Source organism: Burkholderia pyrrocinia (genome assembly GCF_001028665.1).
Classification (GTDB): domain Bacteria; phylum Pseudomonadota; class Gammaproteobacteria; order Burkholderiales; family Burkholderiaceae; genus Burkholderia; species Burkholderia pyrrocinia.
Genome location: NZ_CP011504.1, coordinates 1230117 through 1254199, shown reverse-complemented (window position 1 = coordinate 1254199; position 24083 = coordinate 1230117). Strand labels below are relative to the sequence as shown.

Here is a 24083-nt window from a genome sequence, read left to right as displayed (position 1 = left end):
GCAGGGGAATGCGTGCGGCGGCGGTCGGGGCAACGCGACCGACGTCAAAACGCGCGAAAAAAAAGGGCGATCCGCAGCGGATCGCCCTGCCCTTCACCGCGTCGCCCGGCGCGTCTAGTGCAGCGTCTCGGGCGCCAGCGAATTGCTCGGCAGCAGCGCCGTCAGCCAGCAATTGCTCGGCGCAGCTTTCCCGTTGAAGCGGTCGTAGAGCCACGGCAGCATGCCGGCCACCCAGGGCACGATCGCGCCCGCATGCTCGAGCGGATACTCGGTGTACGTGACCGGCGTGCCGCTCGCGCAGAACTTCTGCGCCAGCGCGCGCACGTCGTACGCAAGCATCACGCCGTCGCCCACCTGGCTGCTGAAGGTGCCGTCGAGCGCGCCCGCCGTGCCCTGGCCGATATACATCGGGATCGTCGGCGACGCGGCCAGCCCCGCATTCACCTTGTTCGCATACGTCACGTACACCGGAATACTGTTGATGTCGTTCGCGTATTGCGGCTTCAGCAGCGTCCCCCAATGCAGGCCCGTGTACTTCGGCAGGATGTACGCGAGCGACTGGCTCTGGATGTCCTTGAACACGGCGACGCCGGTGTCGCTGAGATAGGGCGTCAGGTCGAAGTTGTAGCCGCGCGCCAGCCCGGCGAGCGCGGCCGCGGCGACGCCGCCCCAGACGATGCTGCCGTCGACATAGCGCAGGTTGTGCGCGGGGTCGACCAGCACGCCGCCTTCGGCCGCGCCGACGAGCTGCTTGTTGATGTCGGGCGCATAGCTTGGCGCGAGTTGCGCGGCCCAGTTCGTCGCAATCGCGCCGCCGGAATAGCCGATCATCGCGACCTTGCTCGACGGATTCAGGCCCGTCGACGGCGTGTTGAGCGCCGCGCGGATCGAATCGAGCGTCGTCATCCCGTATTCGGGGCCCGCGGCGAAGTCCGCAGTCTGGCCTTCCGTATCGGGCACGATGATGTTGTAGCCCAGCAGCAGCAGCGTCGACAGCGGAATCGATTCCGCGCTGTAGAGCAACGTGCCCACGTTGATGACCTTCGTGACATCGCGGTCGCCGGCGATCACCTGCGACGGTTCGTCGTACGGGTTCAGCGAATCGTAGGCCGACTGGTACGAGATGGCCTGGCCGTTGCTGACCGCGCTCCGGATCACGGACGTCACGTTGACGACCGGCTGGTTCTGCGCGTTGTTGGTGCGGTACAGCAACTGCTGCGCGGTCAGCGCGGTCGGAATGCCGGCCACGTGATAGGTGACGTTGCGCGTCTTCAGCACCGTGCCCGGTGGAATCGATGCCAATGGCGTGGCGCCGGTGTACGTATAGAACGGATCGGACACGGTCGGCGCGGCGGCGCTGGCCGGCGGTGCGGCGATGGCCAGCGCGGCGGACACGGCGACCGCGGCAATCATGAAACGTCTGGAGGACATGGGTGGGGGCCCCTGGGATAACCTGCTTTCATCGAAGGAATTTCGGCGGTGTTGCAGACCATCGTGTGTGCCGCTTCAAAACCGTTTCCGTGCCATCGACTGTCTCCTGTGAATGAATCATCCGGATTGTTCCGGATACGCAGTTTTAGTAGGAGTACAAACCGGATGAATTGAAGCACAACAGGAACGCGATCGACGTGCGTTTTCCGTTGTTTGAAGGTAAACGCCTAAATCCGCCGTAATGCCAGGCAGACGCCCCTGCCGTTCGGCCGACTGTCCGCGCCCGGATGAAGTGCCGTACGATCACGGCTGTGCGGTACCGAAGCGGCCCGTCGTGCGACGCCGGCCGCACGGCGCGCCGCCTGCCTGTGACCGATCGTTTCCTGCCCAACCGACACGCCACGATGACCGTATCCGAACTGCTCCGTGCCATCCGCCAACCCTATGCCGAACTGCTCGCGAAAGCGGCAGCGCAACCGGCGGTGATCGTCGAACCGGCCTACCGGCAGGCCGACGGCACGCTGGCCACCGAAGGGCCGCTCGCGCTGCCGTGCCGGGCCGACACGATCCCGGCCGAAGGCGACGCGGCCGGCCAGCCGTCGATGATCGATTCGACCTCGCAACTGGAATTCGAACCGTTCGCGTTCGACCTCGAGACGGCGGCCGTGTCGATCCGTCCGTTCGTGTGGGACTGGGCCGCGATCGAGGCCGACGGTCTGGACGAAAGCGCGGCGGTCGACGCGTTCAAGACGTGGTTCTTCGCGTGGTTCGATGTGGACGACGAGAACGCGCCGGCCGAAGACGGGCTGCATGGCATCGTTCACTACCTGTCGGAACCGGTTCGCACGGAACAGGGGTGGCGCGTCAACGCGGATCTCGGCTCCGCGCCCGAGACGGCCGTCGAGGATCTGCTGTTCCGGCTCGTCGATGCCGGGGCTACGCGGATCAGTGTCGGTTGAAATGCCGCTTTATCTCTTGCACACCACCATCATGAAAAAAATCCTCGCCGCGGTACTGCTTTGCAATTCGTTGCCCGCACTCGCCAAGGTGTCCACCGAAGTGATCTGCTTCACATCGGATGGCGACAAACCCGTGCGCTTCGAGATGCGCACCTACTACGACGATACGGTCAAATGGACGGGCGGCATGGTCCGGTACGCGAAATCGAAAACGGCCCTCCCGCTGGTGGTCGAACACGAGGAGGACGAAGTTCTCGCCGAAGACCGTCCACACCAGTTCACGACAACCTGGGTCGAAATGGTCGACGGCAAGATCAACGGGCGATACGAAATGATGTCCCAGGGCGCGAACATCTATTCGATGACCTACACCAATGCGCGCACCGGCAGGAAAACCGCGTTCGGCAGGGCGCTGGATGTCGACGCATCCGAACAGACCGGGTGCCGCTGGTAGCGATGGCGTCGCGGCGCGCGTGCACGCGCCGGCACCGCGTCGCATCGCGCTGTGGATCAGCCTGCGTCGCCCTGCGCGTCGACGTCGATCCCGAGTTCGCCGGCCATCCGGTGAACCAGCGCACTCAGTCGCGCCACTTCATCCGCGAGGCGTTTCTGTTCGGCCTTCAGCGCCTCGAATTCGGAAGGCGGCACGGAATCCGCGCCGCCGGCATCCGCGCCCGCGAAGTCGGCCACGTTCACCTCGCCGCACATCAGGTGCATCCAGCGGTTCTCGCGCGCGCCCGGCGCACGCGGCAGCCGGATGACGAGCGCCTGCGCGCGCGCCGCGAGTTCGTCGAGAAACGCCTCGACCGACGAGATATCCGCGAAGCCGTGCAGCCGCGCGCTGTTCAGGCGCAGTTCGGCGGCCGTCTGCGGGCCGCGCAGCAGCAGGATCGTCAGCAGCGCGATCGCCTGGCTCGGGATGCCGAGCACGCGGTTCATGTTGTGCTCGAAGCGCGGCACACGGCTGCTGCTGCCTTCCATCACGAGGCTCAGGTGCTTCAGGCCGTCGAGCGCGGTCGTGACTTCATCCTCGCTGACGTTCATCACCGGCGCGCGTGCGGTTTTCTGGTTGCAGCCCGCGGTCAGCGCATTCAGCGACAGCGGGTAGGTGTCCGGCACCGTGTGCTGTTTCTCGACCAGCACACCGAGAATGCGGGCCTCGAGAGGCGTGAGTTCGCGAAGGGCGCGTGGCGTGGGCATATCCGGCGTGGTGTTCATGGGTGGCTTCGCAGCGTGCAGCAGGTGAAGGGAAACGGTCGCGGCCCGTCCGGCATCGCAAACGGGCGAGCCATATGATAGCTCGCGACACGTGGCCCGGCGCCGCTCGCCTTGCCGGCGCGCGCACTTGCCGCAGCCGCTTTCGTCCAACGTATCGGCCTCCCGGTGCCGCGCGGCGACGCACGCGCACGGCATTTGCGAATTCGCGCTCCACACACGCCGCGGCCTGCGGCTCATGCATGGCGGAGTCACCCCCGCGTTTGCGCGACACGCATGCCGGCGCTACGATACGCGTTCACGCGGACATCCGCGGCGCCGCGCGCAACTACCTCTGCACACCTCTGCACACCTCTGCACGCCGATACCGCGCATCACCCGCCCTACACGCACTGCCGCCGCGCCTGCGCGCCGCTCGTCAACACCGCACACCCTTTCATCCCTTCACCGGTTCACCGCCATGACTGCATCCTCACCCGCGCCGCACGTGCGCGCCATCGTCACCGGACACACGCGCGGTCTCGGCGCATCGCTCGCCGAACAACTGCTGCAGGAAGGCATCGCCGTGCTCGGCGTGTCGCGCAGCCGCCATCCGTCGCTCGCATCGCAAGCCGGCGACCGCTTCGCGGAAGTCGAACTCGACCTGTCCGACACGTCGGCCGTCGCGACCTGGCTGGCCGGCGACACGCTGCGCAGCTTCGTCGACGGCGCATCGATCGTGCTGCTGTTCAACAACGCGGGGATCGTCGATCCGATCGGCCCGCTCGCCGCGCAGGACCCGGCGATCGTCGCGCGCGCGGTCGGGCTGAACGTCGCGGCGCCGCTGATGCTGTCGGCCGCGCTCGCGCAGGCGGCATCCGCCGCGACCGAATGCCGGATCCTGCACCTGTCGAGCGGTGCGGCGCGCAATGCGTACGCGGGCTGGAGCATCTACTGCGCGACCAAGGCCGCGCTCGATCACCATGCTCGCGCAGTCGCGCTCGACGCGAACCGCGCGCTGCGGATCTGCAGCGTCGCGCCGGGTGTCGTCGACACCGGCATGCAGGCGACGATCCGCTCGACCAGCGAAGACAACTTCCCGATGCGCGAAAAGTTCGACCAGTTGAAGTCGAGCGGCGCGCTCGCGACGCCCGAGGCGGCCGCACGCCAATTGATCGGTTATGCGCTGAGCGATGCGTTCGGTTCCACGCCGACGGCCGACGTGCGCGAACTGCCGGCCCGGTAAACCACGGGCCGCGAGATAAGCCGCGAAACGCGGCCCGTCACCCCTCGAGCCGTTTCGTCCAGTCTTCGACCTGCCGCTCGGTCCGGCGCTTTTCAAGCATCTTGCGCCAGCCGGGCGGCAGCACCGGGACATCGCACAGCGCATCGAGCGCGGCCATGTCGAGCGTGCGCCGGTACAGCACATCGAGCACCGTCGACAGCGGCCATTGCGGATAGCGGCGCTCATGCAGCGCCAGCACGTCGCCCGGCGCGACCCAGCCTTCGTGCAGCACGCGGTAGTACCAGCCGGTCCGGCCGCTTTGCTGCACGAGCGCGGCCATCCGCGGATGATCGAAGCGCGCGTTGAGCTTCCAGCACGGCTGCCGCGACTGCGTCACCTGAAGCACGGCGCCGCCCAGCGTGAACACGTCGCCAACGCACACGTCGTGCTCGGTCACGCCATGCGTCGACAGGTTCTCGCCGAATGCGCCCGGTTGCGCCAGCACGTCGCGTGCGCCGATCTGCGCGGACCACCACGCATAGTGATCGTTCGCATAGTGGTGGACCGCCTTGTCCGGCCCGCCGTGATGCCGCGCATCGGCCTGCTCGTCGCCGGCAAAACCGAGCGCGCCCAGCCACAGACGCGCGTCGACCGGCCGCTTGTCGATCGCGCTCGCGTGCGGCGTGCCGGCCAGCGGCCGGCTCGTGCCGACCCGCACCGCGCCGATGATGGCCGCGATCGCCGGCCGTGCTTCATCGCTCATGCCGGGACACCGTCCGGCAGTGCCGCGAGCAGGCGTTCGAGTTCGCGCGTGCGCGCATCGCCAAGCGGCAGCAGCGGCTTCCTCGGTTCGCCGGCGTCGAAGCCGCGCAGGCGCAGCCCGGCCTTCACGGTCACCGGCAGCCCGCCGTTGACGATGAACTGCAGCAGCGGCAACTGCGCATGAAAGGCCGCCCGGGCGCGCGCGAGGTCGCCCGCGCGCATCGCGTCGACCAGCGCGAGCGGCAACGCGGCGTTCAGGTTCGGCGCGGCCGTGCACCATCCGGCCGCGCCCGCGGCCAGCGCGGCGAGCGCCATCGGATTGCTGCCGTTGTAGAACGGGATCGTCCCGTCGCTCAACTGCGCGAGCCGGTGCATCCGGCTGATGTCGCCGGTGCTCTCCTTGACCATCGTGACGTTGTCGACGGTCCGGCAGATCGTTGCAATCAGGTCGGGCGACATGTCGACGCCGCTCGTCGCCGGGTTGTTGTACAGCATGATCGGAATGCCGATCGCGTCGCCGATCGCGCGGTAATGCGCGACGATCTCGTCGTTGCCGAGTTTCCAGTACGACACCGGCAGCACCATCACCGCATCGGCGCCGGCCTGTTCGGCGATGCGCGCGCGGCGCACCGCACCCGCCGTGGTGAGATCGGAGATGCCGACGACGGTCGGCACGCGCCGGCGCACCGCGCGGATCGATGCGCTGGCAACCGCCTCCCATTCGGCATCGGACAGGTACGCGCTCTCGCCGGTACTGCCCAGCGGGGCAATCGCATGAACGCCGTCGGCGATCAGGCGCTCGATCAGCGCATCGAGCGTATTCAGGTCGACGCAGCCGTCGGCGGAGAACGGCGTGACCGGGTAGGCAATGATGCCTTGCAGCAGGATAGACACGATGTGTATTCCTCAATGATCAGTGAACGTGACGGAAGCGTTGCGCTCGTTCACGCGACGCAGTCGCGATGCGTGCGCAGTGCGCGGCGCGCGTAATAGTCGAATGTCACGGCATCGCGCTTCGGTTTCGAGATCCAGTCGTGCGCTTCCCGCGCCAGCGCCGGCGGCACCGGCTTGATCTCGCCGGCCGACATCGCGAGCAGTTGCAGCTTCGCGGCCCGCTCGATCAGCAGCGCGAGCATGCATGCTTCCTCGATCGTCTTGCCGACCACGAGCTGGCCGTGATGCGACAGCAGGATCGCGCGCTTGCTGCCGAGCGCCTTCGAGATGATCTCGCCTTCCTCGTTGCCGACCGGCACGCCGGGCCAGTCCTTCAGGAACGCGCAATCGTCGTACAGCGGGCAGGTATCCATGTGCGACACGACGAGCGGCTGCTCGAGCATCGACAGCGCCGCGACGTGCGCCGGATGCGTATGGATGATGCAGTTCACGTCCGGGCGCTCGCGATAGATCCACGTGTGGAACCGGTTGGCCGGGTTCGGAATGCCTTCGCCGTCGACGACGTCGAGATCCTCGTTGACGCGCAGCAGGTTCGCGGCCGAGATCTCGTCGAAACCGAGCCCGAGCCGCTGCGTGTAGTACGTGCCGGCGTCGCCCGCGCGACAGGTGATCTGCCCGGCCAGGCCGGAATCGTGGCCGGCGTCGAACAGGATCCGGCACGCGAGCGCGAGCTTCTGCCGCGCGGACCAGCCGCTGTCGCCCACCTCGTTGTCAAGACGCCGCTCAGCCAGCGCGACCAGCGCCGCCTTCGTCAAATTCAGCGTTTCCGCCATGTTCACCTCCTGAATGGGTCGGATGTGTCGCGTCGTCCGCAGCCGTTTTCCCGGGATTCGTGACACGCGATCCATTATATGACACAACGTGTCATGCGCTACAATCGGTTTTTCGAAGGACACCTGGCGCCCCATGACGATTCGCCTGAAGCTGCTCAGAAAACAGAAGGGCTGGACGCTCGATGTGCTGGCCGACGAGACCGGCCTCACCAAGAGCTACCTGTCGAAAGTCGAGCGCGGCCTGAGCGTGCCGTCGATCGCGGTCGCGCTGAAGCTGTCGAAAGCGCTGAATGTCGACGTCGAGCAACTGTTCTCGGAAAGCAGCAATCGCGAGCTGATCACGGTCACGCGCGCCGGCGAGCGCACGGCGATGGGCGCGGCGGCCGACAGCCACGCGCACCGCTTCGAAAGCATCGCGGCCGGCGTCGCGCCGAAGAAGATGCTGCCGTTCGTCGTGCATCCGCCGCACGAGTTCGTCGCGTCGACGTTCCGCGAGCACGAAGGCGAGGAATTCCTGTTCGTGCACAAGGGGCGCGTCGAAATCGAATTTCCGAACGAGACGGTGCAACTCAAGACCGGCGATTCAGTCTATTTCAACGCACTCATCCCGCACCGCACGCGCAGCCTCGGCGCCGCGCAGGCGGAGATCCTGGTCATCGTCAGCCACGACGACTAGACTCGTCACCTCTTCGCGCAAGGATCCTCCGATGGTCACAAAGGCCACCGCACCGTTCCAGCAGATCAAGACGCTCGTTCGCCAGAACGTCGAGTCGGGCGACTGGCGCCCCGGGGACCGCATTCCGTCCGAGCTCGATCTCGCCGCGCAGTTCGGCGTTGCACGCATGACGGTCAACCGCGCGCTGCGCGAGCTGACCGAGGAAGGCGTGCTGAAGCGCATCGCGGGCGTCGGCACCTTCGTCGCCGAGGCGAAGCCGCAGTCGAACCTGCTGATGATTGCGCATATCCGCGACGAAATCCGCGCGCGCGGGCACGAATATCGCTGCCGCGTGCTGAGCCGGTCGAGCGAGCCCGCATCGTTCGACGTCGCGGCCGCGTTCGGCCTGCCGGTCAACACGCCGGTCTTTCATGTGGTGTGCGTGCACGAGGAAAACGGCCGCCCGATCCAGTTGGAAGACCGCTACGTGAACCCCGCCGCCGCGCCCGGTTTCATCGACCAGGATTTCCAGACCGAGCCGCCGTCCGAGTACCTGTACAACAACGTGTCGCACTACGAACTGGAAATCGAGCACGTCGTCGACGCGGCGCTGCCGACCGGCGAACAGGCGCGCCTGCTCGACATGCGCGCCGACGAGCCGTGCCTCACGCTCACGCGCCGCACCTGGACGGACGGGCTGCCCGTCACGTTCGTGCATTTCCTGCATCCGGGCAACCGTTACCGGCTCGGCTCGCGTTTCAAGCCGGGCGCCGGGCGCCACCCGACCTGACCTTTCGCCACACGTCGGCACGCACGAAAACGCGCGGCGGCCGTTTCGTAGGGAAACGGCCGCCGCGCTCGTTACATGCGCCGGTCAGATCGCGCGGACCTGCCCCGCGCCGCGCGACCACACGACCGGAAACAGCGGGTGGTCGAGCGGCGCGCCGTCGGGCAGTTGCTCCGCGAGCCCGGGGAACTCGGGCGACGTTTTCCAGCGGCGCGGCGCGTGACGGATATCGTCGCCGACGAAGCGGATCGAGAATGCGCGCCGGCGGTTCTGCGTGCCGCCGGACGCATGCAGCGTGAGCATCCGGAAGCACACCATGTCGCCGGGCTCGAGCGCCCAGTGGCGGATCGGGAACGCCGCGCGATCGGCTTCGATGTCGGGCAGGTCGGCGAGGCTGCCTTCCGGAAACCACTTCGCCTCCTTGTCCATGAACGTGCGCGGCATCAGCCATGGCCCGCGATGCGAGCCCGCGACGAATTCCAGCGTCGATTCGAGCGGCACCGGATCGACCGGAATCCACATGCTGACGTTGTCGTCGCCTTCGATGTTGTAGTACGGCTGGTCCTGGTGCCACGGCGTGCGCTGCCGCGTGCCGGGCTCCTTCACGAGCAGGTGATCGTGATGCAGCCGCACGTGCTCCGTGCCCATCAGCGCGGCAGCCACCGACGGCGCCGGCGAGCGCACGATGAAGTCGCGATACGCGTCGTTGTGCTGCCAGTTGCAGAAATCCTCGAAGAACCAGCCCGGATCGTCGGGCCGGCTCGCGACTTTCGCGCGCTCGCTCGGTTGCGCGAGATTCGCGTCGATGCCGGCCCGGAGCGCGGCCACTTCGTCGGGCGAAAAGATGCCCTTGATGCAGACCGCGCCTTCCTCGCGGAACGCGGCGATCAGTTCGGGCGTCACGGCTTGCGCGACGCGGTCCTGGATACTCGTCATGGTTTGCCTGTCGATTGAGTGAATCACGGAGTCACGGAGTCACGGTGCGGCGGTCAACTGCTTCGCGCCGTAGATGTCGAAGTCGAAGTATTTCGCGGCGATCTTCTGGTACGTGCCGTTCGCGCGGATCGCGACGATCGCGTCGTTCAGCCGCTTCTTCATGTCGGCGTCGCCCTTGCGCAGCCCCATCGCGACGCCGTAGCCGGTAATGCGCACGTCGGTCACGTCGGGGCCCGCGAACGCGTAGCCCTTGCCGCGCTGCGTCTTCAGGAACGAGTAGCCGGCCTGCGTCTTGTCCTGGAAGGTCGCGTCGAGGCGGCCGTTGACGAGATCCTGGTACACCTGATCCTGGTTCTGGTACGAGACGATCGTCACGCCCCTGGTCGCCCATTCGGCCTTCGCGTACGCCTCCTGCGTCGTGCCCTGGTCGATCCCGATGCGCTTGCCCGCGAGCGACGCCGCGGTCGGCAGCAGTTTCGAGCCGACCGGCGCGACGAGCGCGCCCGGCGACGCATACAGCTTGTTCGAGAAGTCGATCTGCTTGAGCCGCTCGTCAGTGGCCGTCATCGCGGACATGATCACGTCGAACTTGCGCGCGCGCAGCGCCGGAATCATCCCGTCGAAGCCCTGCTCGACCCACACGCACTTCGCACGCAGTTCCTCGCAGATCGCATTGCGCAGGTCGATGTCGAAGCCGGCGAGCGAGCCGTCGGGCTGCTTCGCCTCGAACGGCGGATACGTGGGATCGATGCCCCAGCGGATCGTCGACGTGTCCTGTGCGAACGATACGAGCGGCGCGAACGCCAGCGCGGTAACGAGGAGCTTTGCAGTGCGGTTCATGACGTGTCCTTGATGGTCTCGACGCGGCGGGCGACCGCCGGCGTCCGGTGGATGGCACCGCGCCGGGATGCCGGCACGGTGCGGTGCGCGAAAGACGGGGACTTCGATGAAACTGCGATGCAGTCTAGACCGCTCAATTTTTGAGCGCAAGCAGGAGAAGGCGGGATGAGTGAATCGAGACCCGGTGGGAGTGGGAAAAATGGGATGGCGCTCGAAACAAGCCTGTATAGCGGGCATTTTCGCGGTTTTCGGGTGTTTACCCTGCGCGACGCATGCCCACCACAGAGCGTGTTTTTCCGGATATCCGTGGAACGACGATGTCTATACAGGTCTCGCCTGGTCCCGTTCCGACGATATTGACGATGCGTCCTATACCGCTCCAGAGATTGCACGGGGCCAGTGGCTCATCCGAATGTGTAAGATATACTTTACATCCAAGAGCACCGAACCCGCGCCGGGAGGTCAACATGCAACTCTATGAAATCGGTCAGGCCGTTGCGAAACGGAGGGCGGAGCTCGACCTCACGCAGGCCCAGCTTGCCAAGCTCGCCGGACTGTCTCGGTTCACCGTCAACCAGCTCGAAGCCGGAAAGGTCAAGGATCTCGGAATCAACAAGCTGATCCCGTTGCTCAGCGTGCTCGGCATCGAACTCCTGGCGCTGCCGCGCCAACCTCACAACGGCCTCTACAAGGCCGTTGTGAGCGCGAACGTCAGCTACAAGGGTGAATTGACCGAGCGCCTGCTGGCAGACGCGTTGACCACCGGACACATTCCGGAAGGATACGAATCGCAGTTCTCCGTCATCCTCGACGAGGTGCCGCTGCCCGTGGTCGTAAAGGCGGCCGAAGAAGCCGCCGAACGCTCGGGCACGCCGCTTCGGACCATCTGGAAAAACCTCGCGGCATGGTCGAAGGATCTTCATCTCTATCGGGAGGTATGGGCATGACCGCACCAACCGCGTTACCCGACGGCCCGTGGCAGGGCCTTTTCCGTCACGCGCTGACGCTGGTCGACGAGATACGGAAGCATGGCAAGTCGAATCCGTTCTGGACGTTCGGCGGCGGCACGGTTCTCATGCTGCGCCACGGCCATCGCGTCAGCAAGGACGTCGACATCTTCGTGCCCGACCCGCAGTATCTCGGGTACGTGAACCCCCGCATCAGCGACGCCGCATCCGACATCACGACGGACTACGAGGAACACGCCGGTTTCGTGAAACTGGTGCTGCCCGACGGCGAAATAGACTTCGTGGTCTCCCGAAATCTGATGTCTCCCGGCTACGACGAATGGATGCTGATGGATCACGTCATCAAGGTCGAGACTTCCGCTGAAATCGTCGCCAAGAAGATGTGGCACCGTGGCGATCGCCCGACCGCGCGGGACCTGTTCGATCTGTGTCTGGTCATCGAGCGGGAACCGGAGAGCCTGATGGAAGCCAGTGCATTTCTCGTTCGGCATCGCGACACGTTTTTGCGTCTGCTCAACGAGCATCGTGCCTTCGTAAAGTCGCGCTTCGACGACATCCGGACACTCGGCTACACACCGTCGTTCGACTACTGTGTGGAACTGGCCGACGCATTCCTCAGGCAGCTGCCCGGCACTACCCCGGAGCGCAAATCGCGCCCCCGCTGAAACCTACCGCGCCCCCGCCCCCACCAGCACCCGCTCGATCTCCCCATACCCGCGCCGCCGCGCATGCTGCAGCGGCGTCTCGCCGTTCGAATCCGCGAGATTGACGTCCGCATGCCCGTCGACGAGCAACTGCACGATCCGCACATAACGCTCGCTGCCGTCGCCGAGCATGATCGCCTCCAGCAGCGCGGTCCAGCCGAGCCGGTTCACGTGGTCGACGTTCACGCCCGCGTCGATCAACGTGCGCACCGTGTCGACATGACCGCGCTCCGCCGCCGGAATCAGCGCCGTGCCGCGATAGCGGTTCGTGCTGCGCAGGTCCGCGCCGTGCGCGAGCGTCAGCCGCAGGATGTCGAGATAGCCACGCGCACCGGCATACAGATACGGACTGTCCTGGATCGCATCCTTCGCGTTGACATCCGCGCCTGCTTCGATCAGCACGCGCGCCGCATCGACGTGATTGCCGTGCGTCGCGATCAGCAGTGCGGTGCGGCCCTGCCTGTCGCGCGCATCGACCTGCGCGCCGCGCTCGAGCAGCGTGCGCACCTCGCCGGCTTCGCCGCGGTCGGCTGCGCTGCGTAGCCGGCCCTCGAGCGCGCCGCCGTCGGCGGCCGCCACGGCCGACGTAAGCGTCGTCAATGCAAACGAGCCGATGATCGCGATCCGTCTGAAAAACATCCCGTTTCCTCCTTGCGTGCCCGCGCTCGCCGATGCGCGGCCGATGTGTTGCGTCAGGCGCCCCCGCGACGCAGCGCGGCGCAACATCGCGCAGGTCCGGCGAAACCGCGATTGCCCGCGGCGTCCGGCCATGTTAAAAGTCGTCGCACGCATTTGGAAATGAAATGTTCGAATCAGAAAAAGTTCAGAAATGAATAGACCCCTGTTCGACCTCGACCTGCTGCGCGCGCTCGTGATGGTCGCCGACTGCGGCAGCTTCACGACGGCCTCCGCGCGCCTGCACTCGACGCAGTCGACGGTGAGTCAGAAGGTGCGCCGGCTCGAGGAAATCGCCGGACACCGCCTGCTCGACCGCGGCACGCGCGACGTGCGGCCGACCGACGCGGGCGTGACGGTGCTCAGCTATGCGCGGCGCATGCTCGCGCTGAACGACGAGATGCTGGAAGCGCTGTCGGGCGCAACGGTCGCACTGACGATCCGGCTCGGCGTGCCCGACGATTTCGCGGCGGGCCGCACGACCCATGCACTCGCCGCGTTCAATCGCGCGCATCCGCAGGTCAAGCTCGAAGTGATGTGCGGGCTGAGCCGCGACATCAGCGCCGCATACGACCGTGGCGAGCTCGACCTCGTCTTGATCAAGCAGCGCCGCGACAGCCGCGAGGCCGTCGTGCGCTGGCCCGAGAAATTGCGCTGGATCGACAGCGCGAAGCATCCGTCGATCGATCTCGACCCGGTGCCGATCGTCGTGTTTCCGCCGCGCGGGCTCTATCGCGACGACATGATCAAGGCGATCGAGGAGCGCGGCCGCCGCTGGCGGATCAGCTTCACGACGTCGAGCCTGAGCGGCATCCAGGCCGCGGTCGCGGACGGGCTCGGCATCAGCGTGCTGCCCGCGCGCGTGGTGACGGACGAGCACACCGTGCTGACCGCGAAGCAGGGTTTCGCGCCGATCGAGCACATGGACATCGCGATCCTGCATCGGCCGACGGCCGACCCGATGGTCAGCGAGCTGACGAAGACGCTCGCGGCGATGCTGGAGCACGAGGAATAGTCGAGCGGCGGAGTTCGTTCAGGAAGGAAGAAGGGGGCCGCCCACCCCGGACAACTCAGACTCAGAACATCGTGTTCCCGTTCGCGGCCTGCTCGGGCACCGGCTGGTTGACGTCCCAGTGCTCGACGATCTTGCCGTTCTCCAGCCGGAAGATGTCCATGATCGCGCTGCCGCGCGTGCCGGGTTCGCGCACCGCGTGCACGTGCAGGATCACGTAGTCGCCGTCGACGAACGAGCGTTTGATCTCGCTGTGCGACTGCGGATACTTGTCGCGCAGGAACGCGACGAACTTGCGGAAGCCGTCGCGGCCATCGGCCGCGTTCGGGTTGTGCTGCACGTAACGCTCGCCGACATACGCGAGCGCGGCGTCCGCGTCTTTCTCGTTCAAGCCTTTTTCGTAGAACGCGAGCACGGCCCGCCGATTGGCTTCCTGCTGCGCGTCGTTCGGGCCGGCCGCCACCGCATGCGCGGCGGTCACGGCGAACAGGGCCGCCGCCATCCATCGTGCGGCCCGTGCCGCTGTCGTGCGTCGCATCGTCGTCTCCCGGGAAATCCGGCTGAAAACCGGATCATACCGGGGGCGACACGCGCTCAGACCAGCGCGCCGTTGCGCGCGACGATCTTCCCCGACGACACGACGAGACGCCGCACCGGCCGCGCGACGACGGCCTCGGCGAACGTCAGCGCATCGACGAGCACGACATCAGCGCGGCCGCCCGGCTGCAGCCCGTAGTCGGCAAAACCGCAACCGCGCGCCGCGCTATGCGTCACGCAGTCGAGCGCGACTTCGAGCGCATCGTCGCGGCGGAAGTCGTTGCGCATGCCGATCAGCATCGCGCGTTCGAGCATGTCGGGCGAACCGTACGGCGTCCACGTGTCGCGCACGCCGTCGTTGCCGCCGATGACGGTCACGCCCGCCGCGCGGCACGCGGCCACCGGCGGCACCGGCACCGCCGCCGGCGCGGTCGTGACGATCGCGACGCCGAGTTCGGCCATCCGCGCGAGCAGCGCATCGCGCTCGCGTTCGGCGATATCGCCGAGACAGAACCCGTGGCTGATCGTGACCTTGCCCTGCATGCCGTGCGCGGCCGTGCGCTGCAGGATCAGGTCGAGCGAATACGCGCCCATCGACGCGCGCTCGTGCAGGTGGATGTCGAGCCCGCGGCCGTGGCGCTCGGCGATCGCGAACAGCACGTCCACCGCCTCGACCGGATCGCCTTCGATCGCGCACGGGTCGAGCCCGCCGAGCAGATCGGCGCCGGCGCCGAGCGCGTCGGACAACAGCGCGTCGGTACCCGGCCGCTTGAGCACGCCCGATTGCGGAAACGCGACGATCTGGATTTCAACCTGCCCGCGCAGCGTCTCGCGCGTCGCGAGCACACCGTGCAGGTGCCGCAACCCGGCTTCGGTATCGACGTCGACGTGCGTGCGGATGCGCGTCGTGCCGGCCGCGAGGAACGCGCGCGCCAGCGCGAGCGATGCGGCGCCCGCGTCATGGCCGCTCGTCGCGCGATAGTGCCGTTCGTTCTCGATGCGGTCGACGAGGCGCGGCCCGACCTGGTTGCGATACCACGGCATTCCCCAGTGCGTCTTGTCGAGGTGCGTGTGGCCTTCGACGAGGCCGGGCAGCGCGAGCGCGCCCGCGCCGTCCTCGATCGCGCAGCCGGCGGGCGCGTCGAGCGACGGGCCGACGCGCGCGATGCGATCGTCTTCGATCAGGATGTCGAGCGCAGCGTCGGCGCTCGTGCGGACGTTGCGGATCAGCAGGTTCGTCATGTCGGTTCCGGTGTGGTCGGTCAGTGCGAAGCGGGCACGGCGCGTGTGCGGTGCCCGCGCTCAGGTCGGTCAGCGCGTGAAGCGCAGCGACGGGGCGAACGGCGCGCCGGTGTCGCTTTCGCCGCGGCGGAACACCCGGCGTTCGGCCGGCACGCCCGCGACGGCCGCCGCCGCATTCGGCGCGCGCACCGCGACGAACGTCGCGTCGCAGCCGACCGCGATTCCGTAGTTCTCCTTGCCGATCGCGCGAGCGCCGGCATGCGTCGCCATGTCGAGCGCGACGCCGAGCGCTTCGTCGGTGTAGAAGCCCGACCGATAGCCGACCATCATCGCGCGCTGCAGCATGTCGCCGTTGCCGTACGGCCACCACGCGTCGCGGATGTTGTCGTTGCCCGCGAACACGTGCACGCCCGCATCGCGCAACTGCTGCACCGGCGGAAACGCGCAGTCGCCGGGCGCATTCGTCAGGATCGACACGCCGGCTTCGGCGAGGGCCGCGGCGGTGCGTTGAACATCGTCGTAACCGACTTCGCCGAGCGCATACGCATGGCTCACGTTCACGCGCCCGCCGAGCCCCGCCGCACGCGTGCGCGCCGCGATCCGCAGCAGTTGCGCGATGCCCGTTTCGCCCGGCTCGTGCAGGTGGATGTCGATCTTCGCGCCGCGCTTCTCGGCGATGCCGAACACGATGTCGAGCTGGCCATCCGCGTCGCCGTCGAGCGTCGTCGGGTCGATCCCGCCGACCACGTCCGCGCCTTCGCGCACGGCCGCGTCGAGGATGTCGGCGGTGCCCGGGCACGTCACGACGCCGGCCTGCGGAAACGCGACGAGTTCGATGTCGACGATCCCGCGCCATTGTTCGCGCGCGGCCATCACGGCCTGCAGGTTCGACAGGCCCGTCGTCGCATCGACGTCGACGTGGCTACGCATCGCGACCGTGCCGAATGCGGCGGCCTGCGCGATCAGTGCGTTCGCGCGCTCGACGATCGGCGGCGCGGCCGCGAGCAGGCGCTTCTCGACCACGAGCCGCTCGCGCAGCGAGCCGACCGGTTCGTGCGGCACCCAGCGATCGCCGACGAAACTCTTGTCGAGGTGAATGTGGCCGTCGACGAAACCGGGCAGCACGACGCGGCCGTCGAGGTCGATCGTCTCCGTGCCGGGCGCAGCCGCGCAATCGGCGCCGATCGCGGTGAAGCGGCCGTCACGAACGACGAGGTTGATAGGCTGGCCGCCGGCGTCGACGGCGTTGATGAAAATACGATCGGTCATGGCTCGGAATGTGGGGCGGTCGCTGCGCGACACCGGCGCGGACAGGGGAAGGAACCGCAGCCGGCGCGACGCGACCGTTGGCAGGGAATCCGGCCACGATATCGGACGCCGCTGCCCGAAGCCAATTAAATGTCGCGATGCCGCGCATTCGATTTCGCGATGCGCGGCGCAAACGCCACGCGAGCGAGGTGCGGCGGCGGGGTCCGATCTCGTCGGAGGTGGCCTGCATGCCAATGGCCCGTCGGGCGACGTCGCGAAAGCCGAGGTTTCGGGCGCCGGAATCGACGCGCCGACCGCCTCTGGAGACACTCCGCCGGACCGCTATCGATACGCGTCATCGAAGCTGCCGAACGGGCGCCGGCGCCCTTGCCGGCCCTCGCTTCAGCGCCCGACCGACCGGCGATTTACGCGGCAACAGACTTTACACGTTGTTACCCGGCCGCACCGGACGCGCATCCGGCCATTACTTATACTCACGCCGAGTTCGCCACCCTTCCGGGTTCCGCCGGCGAACACGTTGCCGATGCAGGAAACATCATGATGCGCATGCCTACCACGAAGACCGTTCTGTTCGCCTCGCTTGTCGCCGTGGCGGCGCTTCCGCTGACCGCCTGCGTCGCGCCGGGTTATTACGGCGCGCAGCCGGGCTATCCGCAGCAGCAATACGCGACGCCCGCCTATGCGCAGCCCGCGTATTCGCAACCGGGCTACGTGCAGCAGCAACCGTACGATCAATACGGCAACCAGCCGCAATACGGGTCGCAGCCATATGACCAGTACGGCAATCAGCAACAGCAATACGGCAACCAGTACGGCAACGGCTACGGCACGCAGTACGGCACGGTGGCGAACATCCAGCCGGTCAACGGCTCGGTCGGCCCGTCGGGCGTCGCCGGTACCGTCGTCGGCGCACTGATCGGCGGCGTGCTCGGCAACCAGGTCGGCCGCGGTCACGGCCGCGAAGCGGCCACCGTGATCGGCGCGCTCGGCGGCGCGGTCGCGGGCAACCAGATCGGCCAGCAGATGGGCGCCGCGCAAGCGCCGAGCAGCTACCGGATCGACGTGCAGGTCAGCGACGGCTCGACGCGTTCGTTCGACGTGCAGTCGCCGGGCAACCTGCGGCCGGGCGACCGCGTGCAGATCAACGGCAATCAGCTGTCGCGGTATTGATGCCGATTCGGTGCGCCTGACCTGAGCGGGCGCACCTCGCGCGTTTGACGTCGTGTGCGGGTTAGGCACGACGGCGCGCGTGCTTCACGTCATCCTCATCCTTCGTGCCGGCGCGACGCGCATCACGCGCCGCCGGTGCTGCCGCCGTCCGTTCACCTTCGCGTCCGCCTCCGGCGCACCCATCGCACGGCCGTCCCACCGCTCGCCTGCACGGACCGATCGCGTCGCAATCACACGCGCTCCGTACCGAGCGCGATGCGCGTCGACCGCGCGGCCGCCTGCAGACGCCGCGAACGCCGGTAGACGATCGCCATCAGCACCATCACCGCCGCACCGGCATACAGCGACCCGCGCGTCGACGGATCGAAGCCGAGCATCACGAACACGAACGCGACGAACACCAGGCAGATCCACGACGTGACCGGCGCGCACGGCATGCGGAACGCCACCGTCTCGCCGCGCGCGGCCATCATGCGCCGGAATCGCATGTGCGTCAGCACGATCATTGCCCAGATCACGGCCACGTCGAACGACAGGAACGACATCAGCCAGCCGAACACGCGCGCGGGAATCACGTAGTTCAGCACCACCCCGACCGACATGAACAGCACGGTCGCACGCACCGCGCGCGACGGCGACCCGCTCGCGCTCAGCGCCGCGAACGACGCCGGCGCGAGACCGTTCCCCGCCATGCTCGACAGCATGCGCGCGCCGCTGAACACGATGCAGTTGAAGCTCGACAGCGCAGCCGTCACGACCACGAAGTTGACGATGCCGGCCGCCTGCCGCAGCCCGAGCGATTCAAACGTCGTGACGAACGGGCTGCCGTGCGCGCCGAGTTCGTTCCACGGGTAGAGCGCCATGATGATGAACAGCGCACCGACGTAGAAGATCAGGATGCGCCACAGCACCGAGTTGATCGCGCGCGGGATCATCTTCTGCGGCTCGCGCGCCTCGCCGGCCGTGAGGCCGATCATCTCGACGCCCGCGAACGAATACGCGACGATCGGCAGTGCACTCACGACCCCGAGCACGCCGTGCGGAAACATGCCGCCGTGCCGCCACAGGTTCGACAGGCCGACGGGTTCGCCGTGATGGCCGACTCCCGTGAACACGATCAGCGCGCCTCCCGCGATCATCAGCACGATCGTCACGACCTTCACGATCGCGAACCAGAACTCCAGTTCGCCGTACACCTTCACGTTGAGCAGGTTGAAACCGGAGATCGCTGCGATCGCCGACACGACCCACAGCCACTGCGGCACATCCGGAAACCAGAAGCCCATGTAGATGCCGATGGCGGTCGTCTCCGCGACGCCCACACCGACCATCAGCAGCCAGTAACTCCAGCCGACCACATAACCGGCGAACGGCCCGAGGTATTCGAACGCATACGCGCCGAACGAGCCGGACACCGGCCGGTGCACGGCCATCTCGCCGAGCGCGCGCATGATCAGGAAAATCATCGCGCCGCCGATCAGGTAGGCGACGAGCGCGCCGGGCCCGGCCGCCTCGATCGCGGACGCCGAGCCGAGAAACAGGCCGACGCCGATGGCCATGCCGAGGGCCATGAACGAGATCTGGCGCGCGCCGAGGTCGCGCCGCATCGTGTGCTGTTGCATGTTGTCTCCAGTCGTTGATCGTCGCGGTCAGCCGGATCGGCCGGCCGCTGGACGGGCGGCCGGCGTCGTGTGCCGGGCCGCCCTGCTGCATGGCGCGGGCGCCGGGCTCAGCGGCCGCGCAGAAAGCGTTCGACGCGAAACGGCACCGGGTCGACGAACGGACGCGTGCCGGTCATCAGGTCCGCGATCAGCCGGCCGGTCACGGGGCCGAGCGTGAAACCGTGATGCGCATGCCCGAACGCGAACCACAGATCGCGGTGGCGTGGCGCGGCGCCGATCACGGGCAGCATGTCGGGCGTGCATGGCCGGCGGCCGAGCCACGGTGCGCCGTCGACGCGCGCGCCGAGCGGAAACAGCTCGCGCGCGACCGGTTCGACGGCTGCGAGCTGGGTCGGCGTCGGCGGCGTATCGCGATACCCGAGCTCGACGCCGGTCGTCAGGCGGATGCCGCGCGTCATCGGCGTGATCAGGAAGCCGCTGTCGGCATCGAGCACGGGCCGGTTCAGCCGGGCGCCCGGCTGCGCCGCGTAGTGCATGTGATAGCCGCGCTTGACCGCGAGCGGCAGCGTGTAGCCGAGCCGCTCGCACAGCAGGTCCGACCAGGGCCCGAGCGCGACGACCGCCGCGCGCGCGTCGACCGGGCCTTGCGCGGCGTCGACGCGCCAGCCGTTCGCGGCCGACAGCGTCAGCGCATCGCCGGTCAGGATGCGGCCGCCGAGTTGCTCGAAGTGCCGCGCATAGGCGGTGACGAGCGCATTCGGATCGCTGATCGAATCGGATCCCGTATAGCGCAGCGCGCCGACCAGCGCGCGGCTCAGGTTCGGCTCCGCGTCGCGCAGCGCGGCCGCATCGAGCGTGTCGAAGGTCACGCCGTATTCGGCGCGCCAGCGTTCGGCGTCGCGCGTTTCGGCATCGCGCGTCGCGGCCGTGCGGAACACCTTGAGCCAGCCGCCTTCGCGCAGCAGCGCGCCGGCGCCGGCCGCTTCGATCAGCGCGCGATGCTCGGTCACGCAGTGTTCGATCAGCGGCGCATACGCGCGCGCGATTTCGGCATGACGCGCCGGATGCGAATTGCGCCAGTAGCGGTACAGGAACGGAATCAGCTTCGGCAGCGCGCCGACGTGATAGCGCACATCGGGCGAGCGGTTGCACGCGTATTTCAGCAGCGTGCCGAAGCCGCGCGGAAACGCATACGGGTACACGCCTTCGCGCTGGATCAGCCCGGCATTGCCGAGCGACGTTTCGTTGCCGGGCGCCTTGCGGTCGACGAGCGCGACCGACAGGCCGCGCTGTTGCAGGTGAACGGCGACGGACACGCCGATCATGCCGCCGCCCAGGACGAGCGTGTCGAACTTCATCGGGGGGACTCCTCGGAGCGGGCGGCGCCGTGCTCAGGCGAGCGCGGTCACGGCGATCTCGACGTCGAGACCGGGCTTCATCAGCAGCGCCTGCACGCATGCGCGGGTCGGCGCGTGGCCAGCCGGCACCCACGCGTCCCACACCGCGTTGAACGCGTCGAAGTGCGCGGCGTCGCTGAGCCACACGTTGGCCGTCAGCACGCGCGTCTTGTCGACACCCGCCGATGCGAGCAGCGCGTCGATGCGCGTGAGGATCTCGGTCGCCTGTACGGCGATCGGCGCGCCGGCCGTATCGGGCACCTGGCCGGCCAGATGGACGAAGCCGTTCGCGATCACGACCTGGCTCATGCGCGTGCCGGTCTGCAGACGTTTGATTTCACTGGACATGGATTGCACCTTCGCGAGCCCGGCCACGACGGGCCGGGGAAATGACTGGGAAAAACCGCCGCCGCACACAGCGCCGCGAGTTTCGCGTCGTCCGATGCTAGAGTGGCCGTCACGCCCACCGTTGGCGATTTCGACGAAAATTATCATATACGAGAAAATATATTCTCGTATACGACAAAACCCGTATTCACGCCGCGCGTCGCGCCCCGTATCCGCATGCCCAAATCCACCGTTCCCGTTCCGCCGCCCACCGACGCTGCGCCGCAGCTCGACCACCAGACGGTCGGCGCGCGGCTGCGCGACGCGCGCAAGTCGCGCGGCCTGACGCTCGCGCAACTGTCCGAGCGCTCCGGTATCGCGGTGTCGACGATTTCGAAGGCCGAGCGCGGCGACATCGCGCTCACCTACGACAAGTTCGCGGCGCTCACGCACGCGCTTGCGCTCGACTTCGACACGATGTTCGGCCGACCCGCGCCTGCCGGCGCGATGACGCCGTCGTTCACGCCGGCCGGCCAGCAGATGGTCTACGACACGCCGAACTATGCATACGGGATGCTCGCGAACGACCTGACCGGCAAGCGGATGGTGCCCGTGCGCGGGCGGATCCATGCACGCAAGCTGTCGGACTTCGCCGACTACATCCGGCACAGCGGCGAAGAGTTCGTGTTCGTGCTGAGCGGCGAGCTGGAGCTGCGCTTCGAGAACGGTCATGCGTACCGGCTCGGCGCCGGCGACAGCCTGTATTTCGACAGTGCGGTCGGGCACGTGTACCTGAGCCTCGGCGACACCGATGCCGAAGTGCTCGCGTGCTGCGTCGACGGCGATGCGCGGCGGCCGCGCGACGCGATCTGAGGATCCGAGGACAAGCGCGCGCGGGCATCCACGACGCATCGAACGCCGCCACGCGTCATCCGGATTCCGATTAGCATAGCCACGATGCATCGCACGGCCGCAGCAGCCCGCGCCGGCATGCACGGTCCCTCCACCGGAATCCCCTCGATGACGATCACGACCCGCCTGCTCGACGCGACCGACGCCGCCCGTTTCCAGACCGTCCGCCTGCGTGCGGTCGACACCGCGCCCACGTCTTTCCTGCCCACGCTCGACGAAGAATCGCAGGTGCCCGTCGACGAATTCGCGACGCGCATCACGCCGACCCGCGAGCGCGCCGTGTTCGGCGCGTTCGACGGCGACACGCTCGTCGGCATCACCGGCGTGCGCCGCGATGCGCGCACGAAGATCGCGCACAAGGCGACGATCTGGGGCGTGTTCGTCGATCCCGCGTATCGCGGGCAAGGCATCGCGCAAGTGCTGCTCGAAAACGCGACCGCACACGCGGCACAGGCGTGGCAGTGCAAGCAACTGATGCTGTGCGTGAACGAGGTCAACGCCAACGCCGAGCGGCTGTACGCATCGCAGGGGTTCGTCCGGTTCGGCACGGAGCCGCGCTCGCTGTTCGTCGACGGCCGTTTCTACGACGAACACCACATGGTCAAGACGCTGGCTTGACGCGTTCGATCCGGTTTGCGTTCGCGTGCAGCGGCCGGCCGCACGCGAACGCTGCTCCCCTTTCCCCTCACGTCACCGCTTGTCGGTGATCGTCGTGTTGACGATCTGCCCGGCGATCGTCACGTTCGTCAGCGTCATCGCGCCTTCAGCGTATGGGTATCGACACGCCTGGCGGCGGACCGTTATTTATACGTCGTCACATCACAACGCGCAGTCTAAATGCGATCGAAGCCGGACACGGATTTGCCATCTACCCTGCTTTTACTGAATTAATGCAGCGAGTGTGTGCGCCTACTCACATTGTCGAATGCAATGCCAGAGATATGTTGTCGTACATTTATGCGCACAAACTTCAACTGAAACGCCCCGGCCGACACCGTCCGCCGGGGCAACGACCTACTCGCCGGCAGTCGCTACCGCACCCGTCGCCGGCTCGCGTCCAGCCGAAGCGGCCGGTTCGAACATCAGCACCAGATCGCCGTGGTAACTCCCGTTGGTCGAGGTCGCCCCGCTGACGACCGGCACATGGGCGCTGACTTTCAGGTTGCGGGTTTCGTCGTAGCCGTCAAAGCCGTCGTGCCCGGGCTTGACCAGCGTGATCGTGCGAGCGGCGCCGGATGCGATTTCCGCGTCGCCCGCCTTGCCCGTCAGCACGACCTTCGCGTTGGCCATCTCGTCTCGACCGTTCGACAGCCGCAGCGGCTGCAACAGCGTGACGTTGATATCAGGGTTCGTCGTGCGCACGCGGATCGGCAGCGTCGTGGCGAATGTCTGCTGTGTACGGTCCGTCGCGTTCAGTTCGACCACGTCGTACCACGCGGAATTGTCCGGCTTTGACACGAACAGGCTGTCGCCAATGTGCGCCGTCAGCGTGATCTTCTTGACGACCGCTTGCGGCGACGTCGGACCTGCGTGCGCGATGCCGGTCAATGCGCCGCACGCAGCGAGTGCGGCAAGATGTTTTCCGATCTTCATTGTGTTGCCCCACATTCTGGATGATTGAAATCCGATCGCCGAAAAGCCGGCCCGCTTCGGGCTCACGATCCCGCCATTACAGGAAAATCCGGTATTCTCTTATCTCGAAATTAACAAGCAAATCCCTGCGGAATTCGAA

26 protein-coding genes are annotated in these 24083 nt (G+C 67.2%); 11 read left to right on the top strand and 15 right to left on the bottom strand.

Annotated features, from left to right (window positions below):
* Positions 1-114: 114 nt before the first annotated feature.
* Positions 115-1431, bottom strand: a complete 1317-nt coding sequence (locus ABD05_RS21865; protein WP_047902177.1) for a lipase family protein — start codon at positions 1429-1431, stop codon at positions 115-117.
* Between the two features lie 404 nt (positions 1432-1835).
* On the opposite strand from ABD05_RS21865, the gene ABD05_RS21860 reads away from it, so the two are divergent.
* Both ABD05_RS21860 and ABD05_RS21855 read left to right on the top strand, forming a co-directional pair.
* Positions 1836-2390 carry a hypothetical protein gene (locus ABD05_RS21860; RefSeq protein ID WP_047903718.1) on the top strand — a complete coding sequence of 185 codons (555 nt, stop codon included), beginning with the start codon at positions 1836-1838 and terminating at the stop codon, positions 2388-2390.
* 31 nt (positions 2391-2421) lie between these two features.
* Positions 2422-2844, top strand: a complete 423-nt coding sequence (locus ABD05_RS21855) for a hypothetical protein (protein ID WP_047903717.1) — start codon at positions 2422-2424, stop codon at positions 2842-2844.
* 56 nt (positions 2845-2900) lie between these two features.
* On the opposite strand, the gene ABD05_RS21850 is transcribed toward ABD05_RS21855, so the two are convergent.
* Complete coding sequence (locus ABD05_RS21850; protein WP_047902176.1) at positions 2901-3608, bottom strand: YceH family protein; 708 nt, start codon at positions 3606-3608, stop codon at positions 2901-2903.
* A 457-nt stretch (positions 3609-4065) separates the two neighbouring features.
* Here ABD05_RS21850 and ABD05_RS21845 point away from each other — a divergent pair, with 457 nt between their 5' ends.
* Positions 4066-4830, top strand: a complete 765-nt coding sequence (locus ABD05_RS21845; RefSeq protein WP_047902175.1) for an SDR family oxidoreductase — start codon at positions 4066-4068, stop codon at positions 4828-4830.
* A gap of 37 nt (positions 4831-4867) precedes the next feature.
* Here ABD05_RS21845 and ABD05_RS21840 read toward each other — a convergent pair whose 3' ends face one another.
* From ABD05_RS21840 to ABD05_RS21830, 3 genes are read right to left on the bottom strand one after another with little or no spacing between them, the layout of a single operon-like run.
* Positions 4868-5572 carry an MOSC domain-containing protein gene (locus tag ABD05_RS21840; protein WP_047902174.1) on the bottom strand — a complete coding sequence of 235 codons (705 nt, stop codon included), beginning with the start codon at positions 5570-5572 and terminating at the stop codon, positions 4868-4870.
* Positions 5569-6465, bottom strand: a complete 897-nt coding sequence (locus tag ABD05_RS21835) for a dihydrodipicolinate synthase family protein (RefSeq protein ID WP_047902173.1) — start codon at positions 6463-6465, stop codon at positions 5569-5571. Before ABD05_RS21835 ends, ABD05_RS21840 begins: the two co-directional genes overlap by 4 nt.
* A gap of 50 nt (positions 6466-6515) precedes the next feature.
* Complete coding sequence (locus ABD05_RS21830) at positions 6516-7298, bottom strand: aldolase (RefSeq protein WP_047902172.1); 783 nt, start codon at positions 7296-7298, stop codon at positions 6516-6518.
* 133 nt (positions 7299-7431) lie between these two features.
* Between ABD05_RS21830 and ABD05_RS21825 the strand changes: the two genes are divergently transcribed.
* On the top strand, positions 7432-7974 hold the full coding sequence (locus ABD05_RS21825; RefSeq protein WP_047902171.1) for a helix-turn-helix domain-containing protein: 543 nt from the start codon (positions 7432-7434) through the stop codon (positions 7972-7974).
* Positions 7975-8005: 31 nt separating this feature from the next.
* Positions 8006-8743, top strand: a complete 738-nt coding sequence (hutC, locus tag ABD05_RS21820) for a histidine utilization repressor (protein ID WP_047902170.1) — start codon at positions 8006-8008, stop codon at positions 8741-8743.
* Positions 8744-8827: 84 nt separating this feature from the next.
* Here the strand turns inward: hutC and ABD05_RS21815 are convergent, their stop codons facing one another.
* Both ABD05_RS21815 and ABD05_RS21810 read right to left on the bottom strand, forming a co-directional pair.
* Positions 8828-9676 carry a phytanoyl-CoA dioxygenase family protein gene (locus ABD05_RS21815; protein WP_047902169.1) on the bottom strand — a complete coding sequence of 283 codons (849 nt, stop codon included), beginning with the start codon at positions 9674-9676 and terminating at the stop codon, positions 8828-8830.
* A gap of 39 nt (positions 9677-9715) precedes the next feature.
* On the bottom strand, positions 9716-10516 hold the full coding sequence (locus ABD05_RS21810) for an ABC transporter substrate-binding protein (RefSeq protein ID WP_047902168.1): 801 nt from the start codon (positions 10514-10516) through the stop codon (positions 9716-9718).
* A gap of 467 nt (positions 10517-10983) precedes the next feature.
* Here ABD05_RS21810 and ABD05_RS21805 point away from each other — a divergent pair, with 467 nt between their 5' ends.
* The gene (locus tag ABD05_RS21805; RefSeq protein WP_047902167.1) at positions 10984-11463 is read left to right on the top strand and encodes a helix-turn-helix domain-containing protein; all 480 of its coding nucleotides are present in this window, start codon (positions 10984-10986) and stop codon (positions 11461-11463) included.
* Positions 11460-12149, top strand: a complete 690-nt coding sequence (locus ABD05_RS21800) for a nucleotidyl transferase AbiEii/AbiGii toxin family protein (RefSeq protein ID WP_047903716.1) — start codon at positions 11460-11462, stop codon at positions 12147-12149. The genes ABD05_RS21805 and ABD05_RS21800 overlap by 4 nt, the downstream gene beginning before the upstream one ends.
* A 3-nt stretch (positions 12150-12152) precedes the next feature.
* Here ABD05_RS21800 and ABD05_RS21795 read toward each other — a convergent pair whose 3' ends face one another.
* The gene (locus ABD05_RS21795; RefSeq protein WP_047903715.1) at positions 12153-12827 is read right to left on the bottom strand and encodes an ankyrin repeat domain-containing protein; all 675 of its coding nucleotides are present in this window, start codon (positions 12825-12827) and stop codon (positions 12153-12155) included.
* A gap of 190 nt (positions 12828-13017) precedes the next feature.
* Between ABD05_RS21795 and ABD05_RS21790 the strand changes: the two genes are divergently transcribed.
* Positions 13018-13878 (top strand): LysR family transcriptional regulator, encoded by an 861-nt coding sequence (locus ABD05_RS21790; RefSeq protein WP_047902166.1) that lies wholly within the window; start codon positions 13018-13020, stop codon positions 13876-13878.
* A gap of 61 nt (positions 13879-13939) precedes the next feature.
* On the opposite strand, the gene ABD05_RS21785 is transcribed toward ABD05_RS21790, so the two are convergent.
* The 3 genes from ABD05_RS21785 to ABD05_RS21775 form a co-directional block, all read right to left on the bottom strand.
* Positions 13940-14413 (bottom strand): nuclear transport factor 2 family protein, encoded by a 474-nt coding sequence (locus ABD05_RS21785; RefSeq protein ID WP_047902165.1) that lies wholly within the window; start codon positions 14411-14413, stop codon positions 13940-13942.
* Positions 14414-14469: 56 nt separating this feature from the next.
* Positions 14470-15654 (bottom strand): amidohydrolase family protein, encoded by a 1185-nt coding sequence (locus ABD05_RS21780; protein ID WP_047902164.1) that lies wholly within the window; start codon positions 15652-15654, stop codon positions 14470-14472.
* A 69-nt stretch (positions 15655-15723) separates the two neighbouring features.
* Positions 15724-16923, bottom strand: a complete 1200-nt coding sequence (locus tag ABD05_RS21775) for an amidohydrolase family protein (RefSeq protein WP_047902163.1) — start codon at positions 16921-16923, stop codon at positions 15724-15726.
* A 537-nt stretch (positions 16924-17460) separates the two neighbouring features.
* Between ABD05_RS21775 and ABD05_RS21770 the strand changes: the two genes are divergently transcribed.
* The gene (locus ABD05_RS21770) at positions 17461-18093 is read left to right on the top strand and encodes an outer membrane lipoprotein (RefSeq protein WP_047902162.1); all 633 of its coding nucleotides are present in this window, start codon (positions 17461-17463) and stop codon (positions 18091-18093) included.
* A 230-nt stretch (positions 18094-18323) separates the two neighbouring features.
* Here ABD05_RS21770 and ABD05_RS21765 read toward each other — a convergent pair whose 3' ends face one another.
* The 3 genes from ABD05_RS21765 to ABD05_RS21755 form a co-directional block, all read right to left on the bottom strand.
* Positions 18324-19715 carry an amino acid permease gene (locus ABD05_RS21765; RefSeq protein ID WP_047902161.1) on the bottom strand — a complete coding sequence of 464 codons (1392 nt, stop codon included), beginning with the start codon at positions 19713-19715 and terminating at the stop codon, positions 18324-18326.
* A 107-nt stretch (positions 19716-19822) separates the two neighbouring features.
* Positions 19823-21073 carry an NAD(P)/FAD-dependent oxidoreductase gene (locus ABD05_RS21760; protein ID WP_047902160.1) on the bottom strand — a complete coding sequence of 417 codons (1251 nt, stop codon included), beginning with the start codon at positions 21071-21073 and terminating at the stop codon, positions 19823-19825.
* Positions 21074-21106: 33 nt separating this feature from the next.
* Positions 21107-21460 (bottom strand): RidA family protein, encoded by a 354-nt coding sequence (locus ABD05_RS21755; RefSeq protein ID WP_011353678.1) that lies wholly within the window; start codon positions 21458-21460, stop codon positions 21107-21109.
* Positions 21461-21676: 216 nt separating this feature from the next.
* Here ABD05_RS21755 and ABD05_RS21750 point away from each other — a divergent pair, with 216 nt between their 5' ends.
* Together ABD05_RS21750 and ABD05_RS21745 are read left to right on the top strand one after the other, a co-directional pair.
* The gene (locus ABD05_RS21750) at positions 21677-22312 is read left to right on the top strand and encodes a helix-turn-helix domain-containing protein (protein WP_047902159.1); all 636 of its coding nucleotides are present in this window, start codon (positions 21677-21679) and stop codon (positions 22310-22312) included.
* Between the two features lie 147 nt (positions 22313-22459).
* The gene (locus ABD05_RS21745; RefSeq protein ID WP_047902158.1) at positions 22460-22969 is read left to right on the top strand and encodes a GNAT family N-acetyltransferase; all 510 of its coding nucleotides are present in this window, start codon (positions 22460-22462) and stop codon (positions 22967-22969) included.
* A gap of 396 nt (positions 22970-23365) precedes the next feature.
* On the opposite strand, the gene ABD05_RS21740 is transcribed toward ABD05_RS21745, so the two are convergent.
* Complete coding sequence (locus ABD05_RS21740) at positions 23366-23944, bottom strand: CS1 type fimbrial major subunit (RefSeq protein ID WP_047902157.1); 579 nt, start codon at positions 23942-23944, stop codon at positions 23366-23368.
* Positions 23945-24083 lie beyond the last annotated feature (139 nt).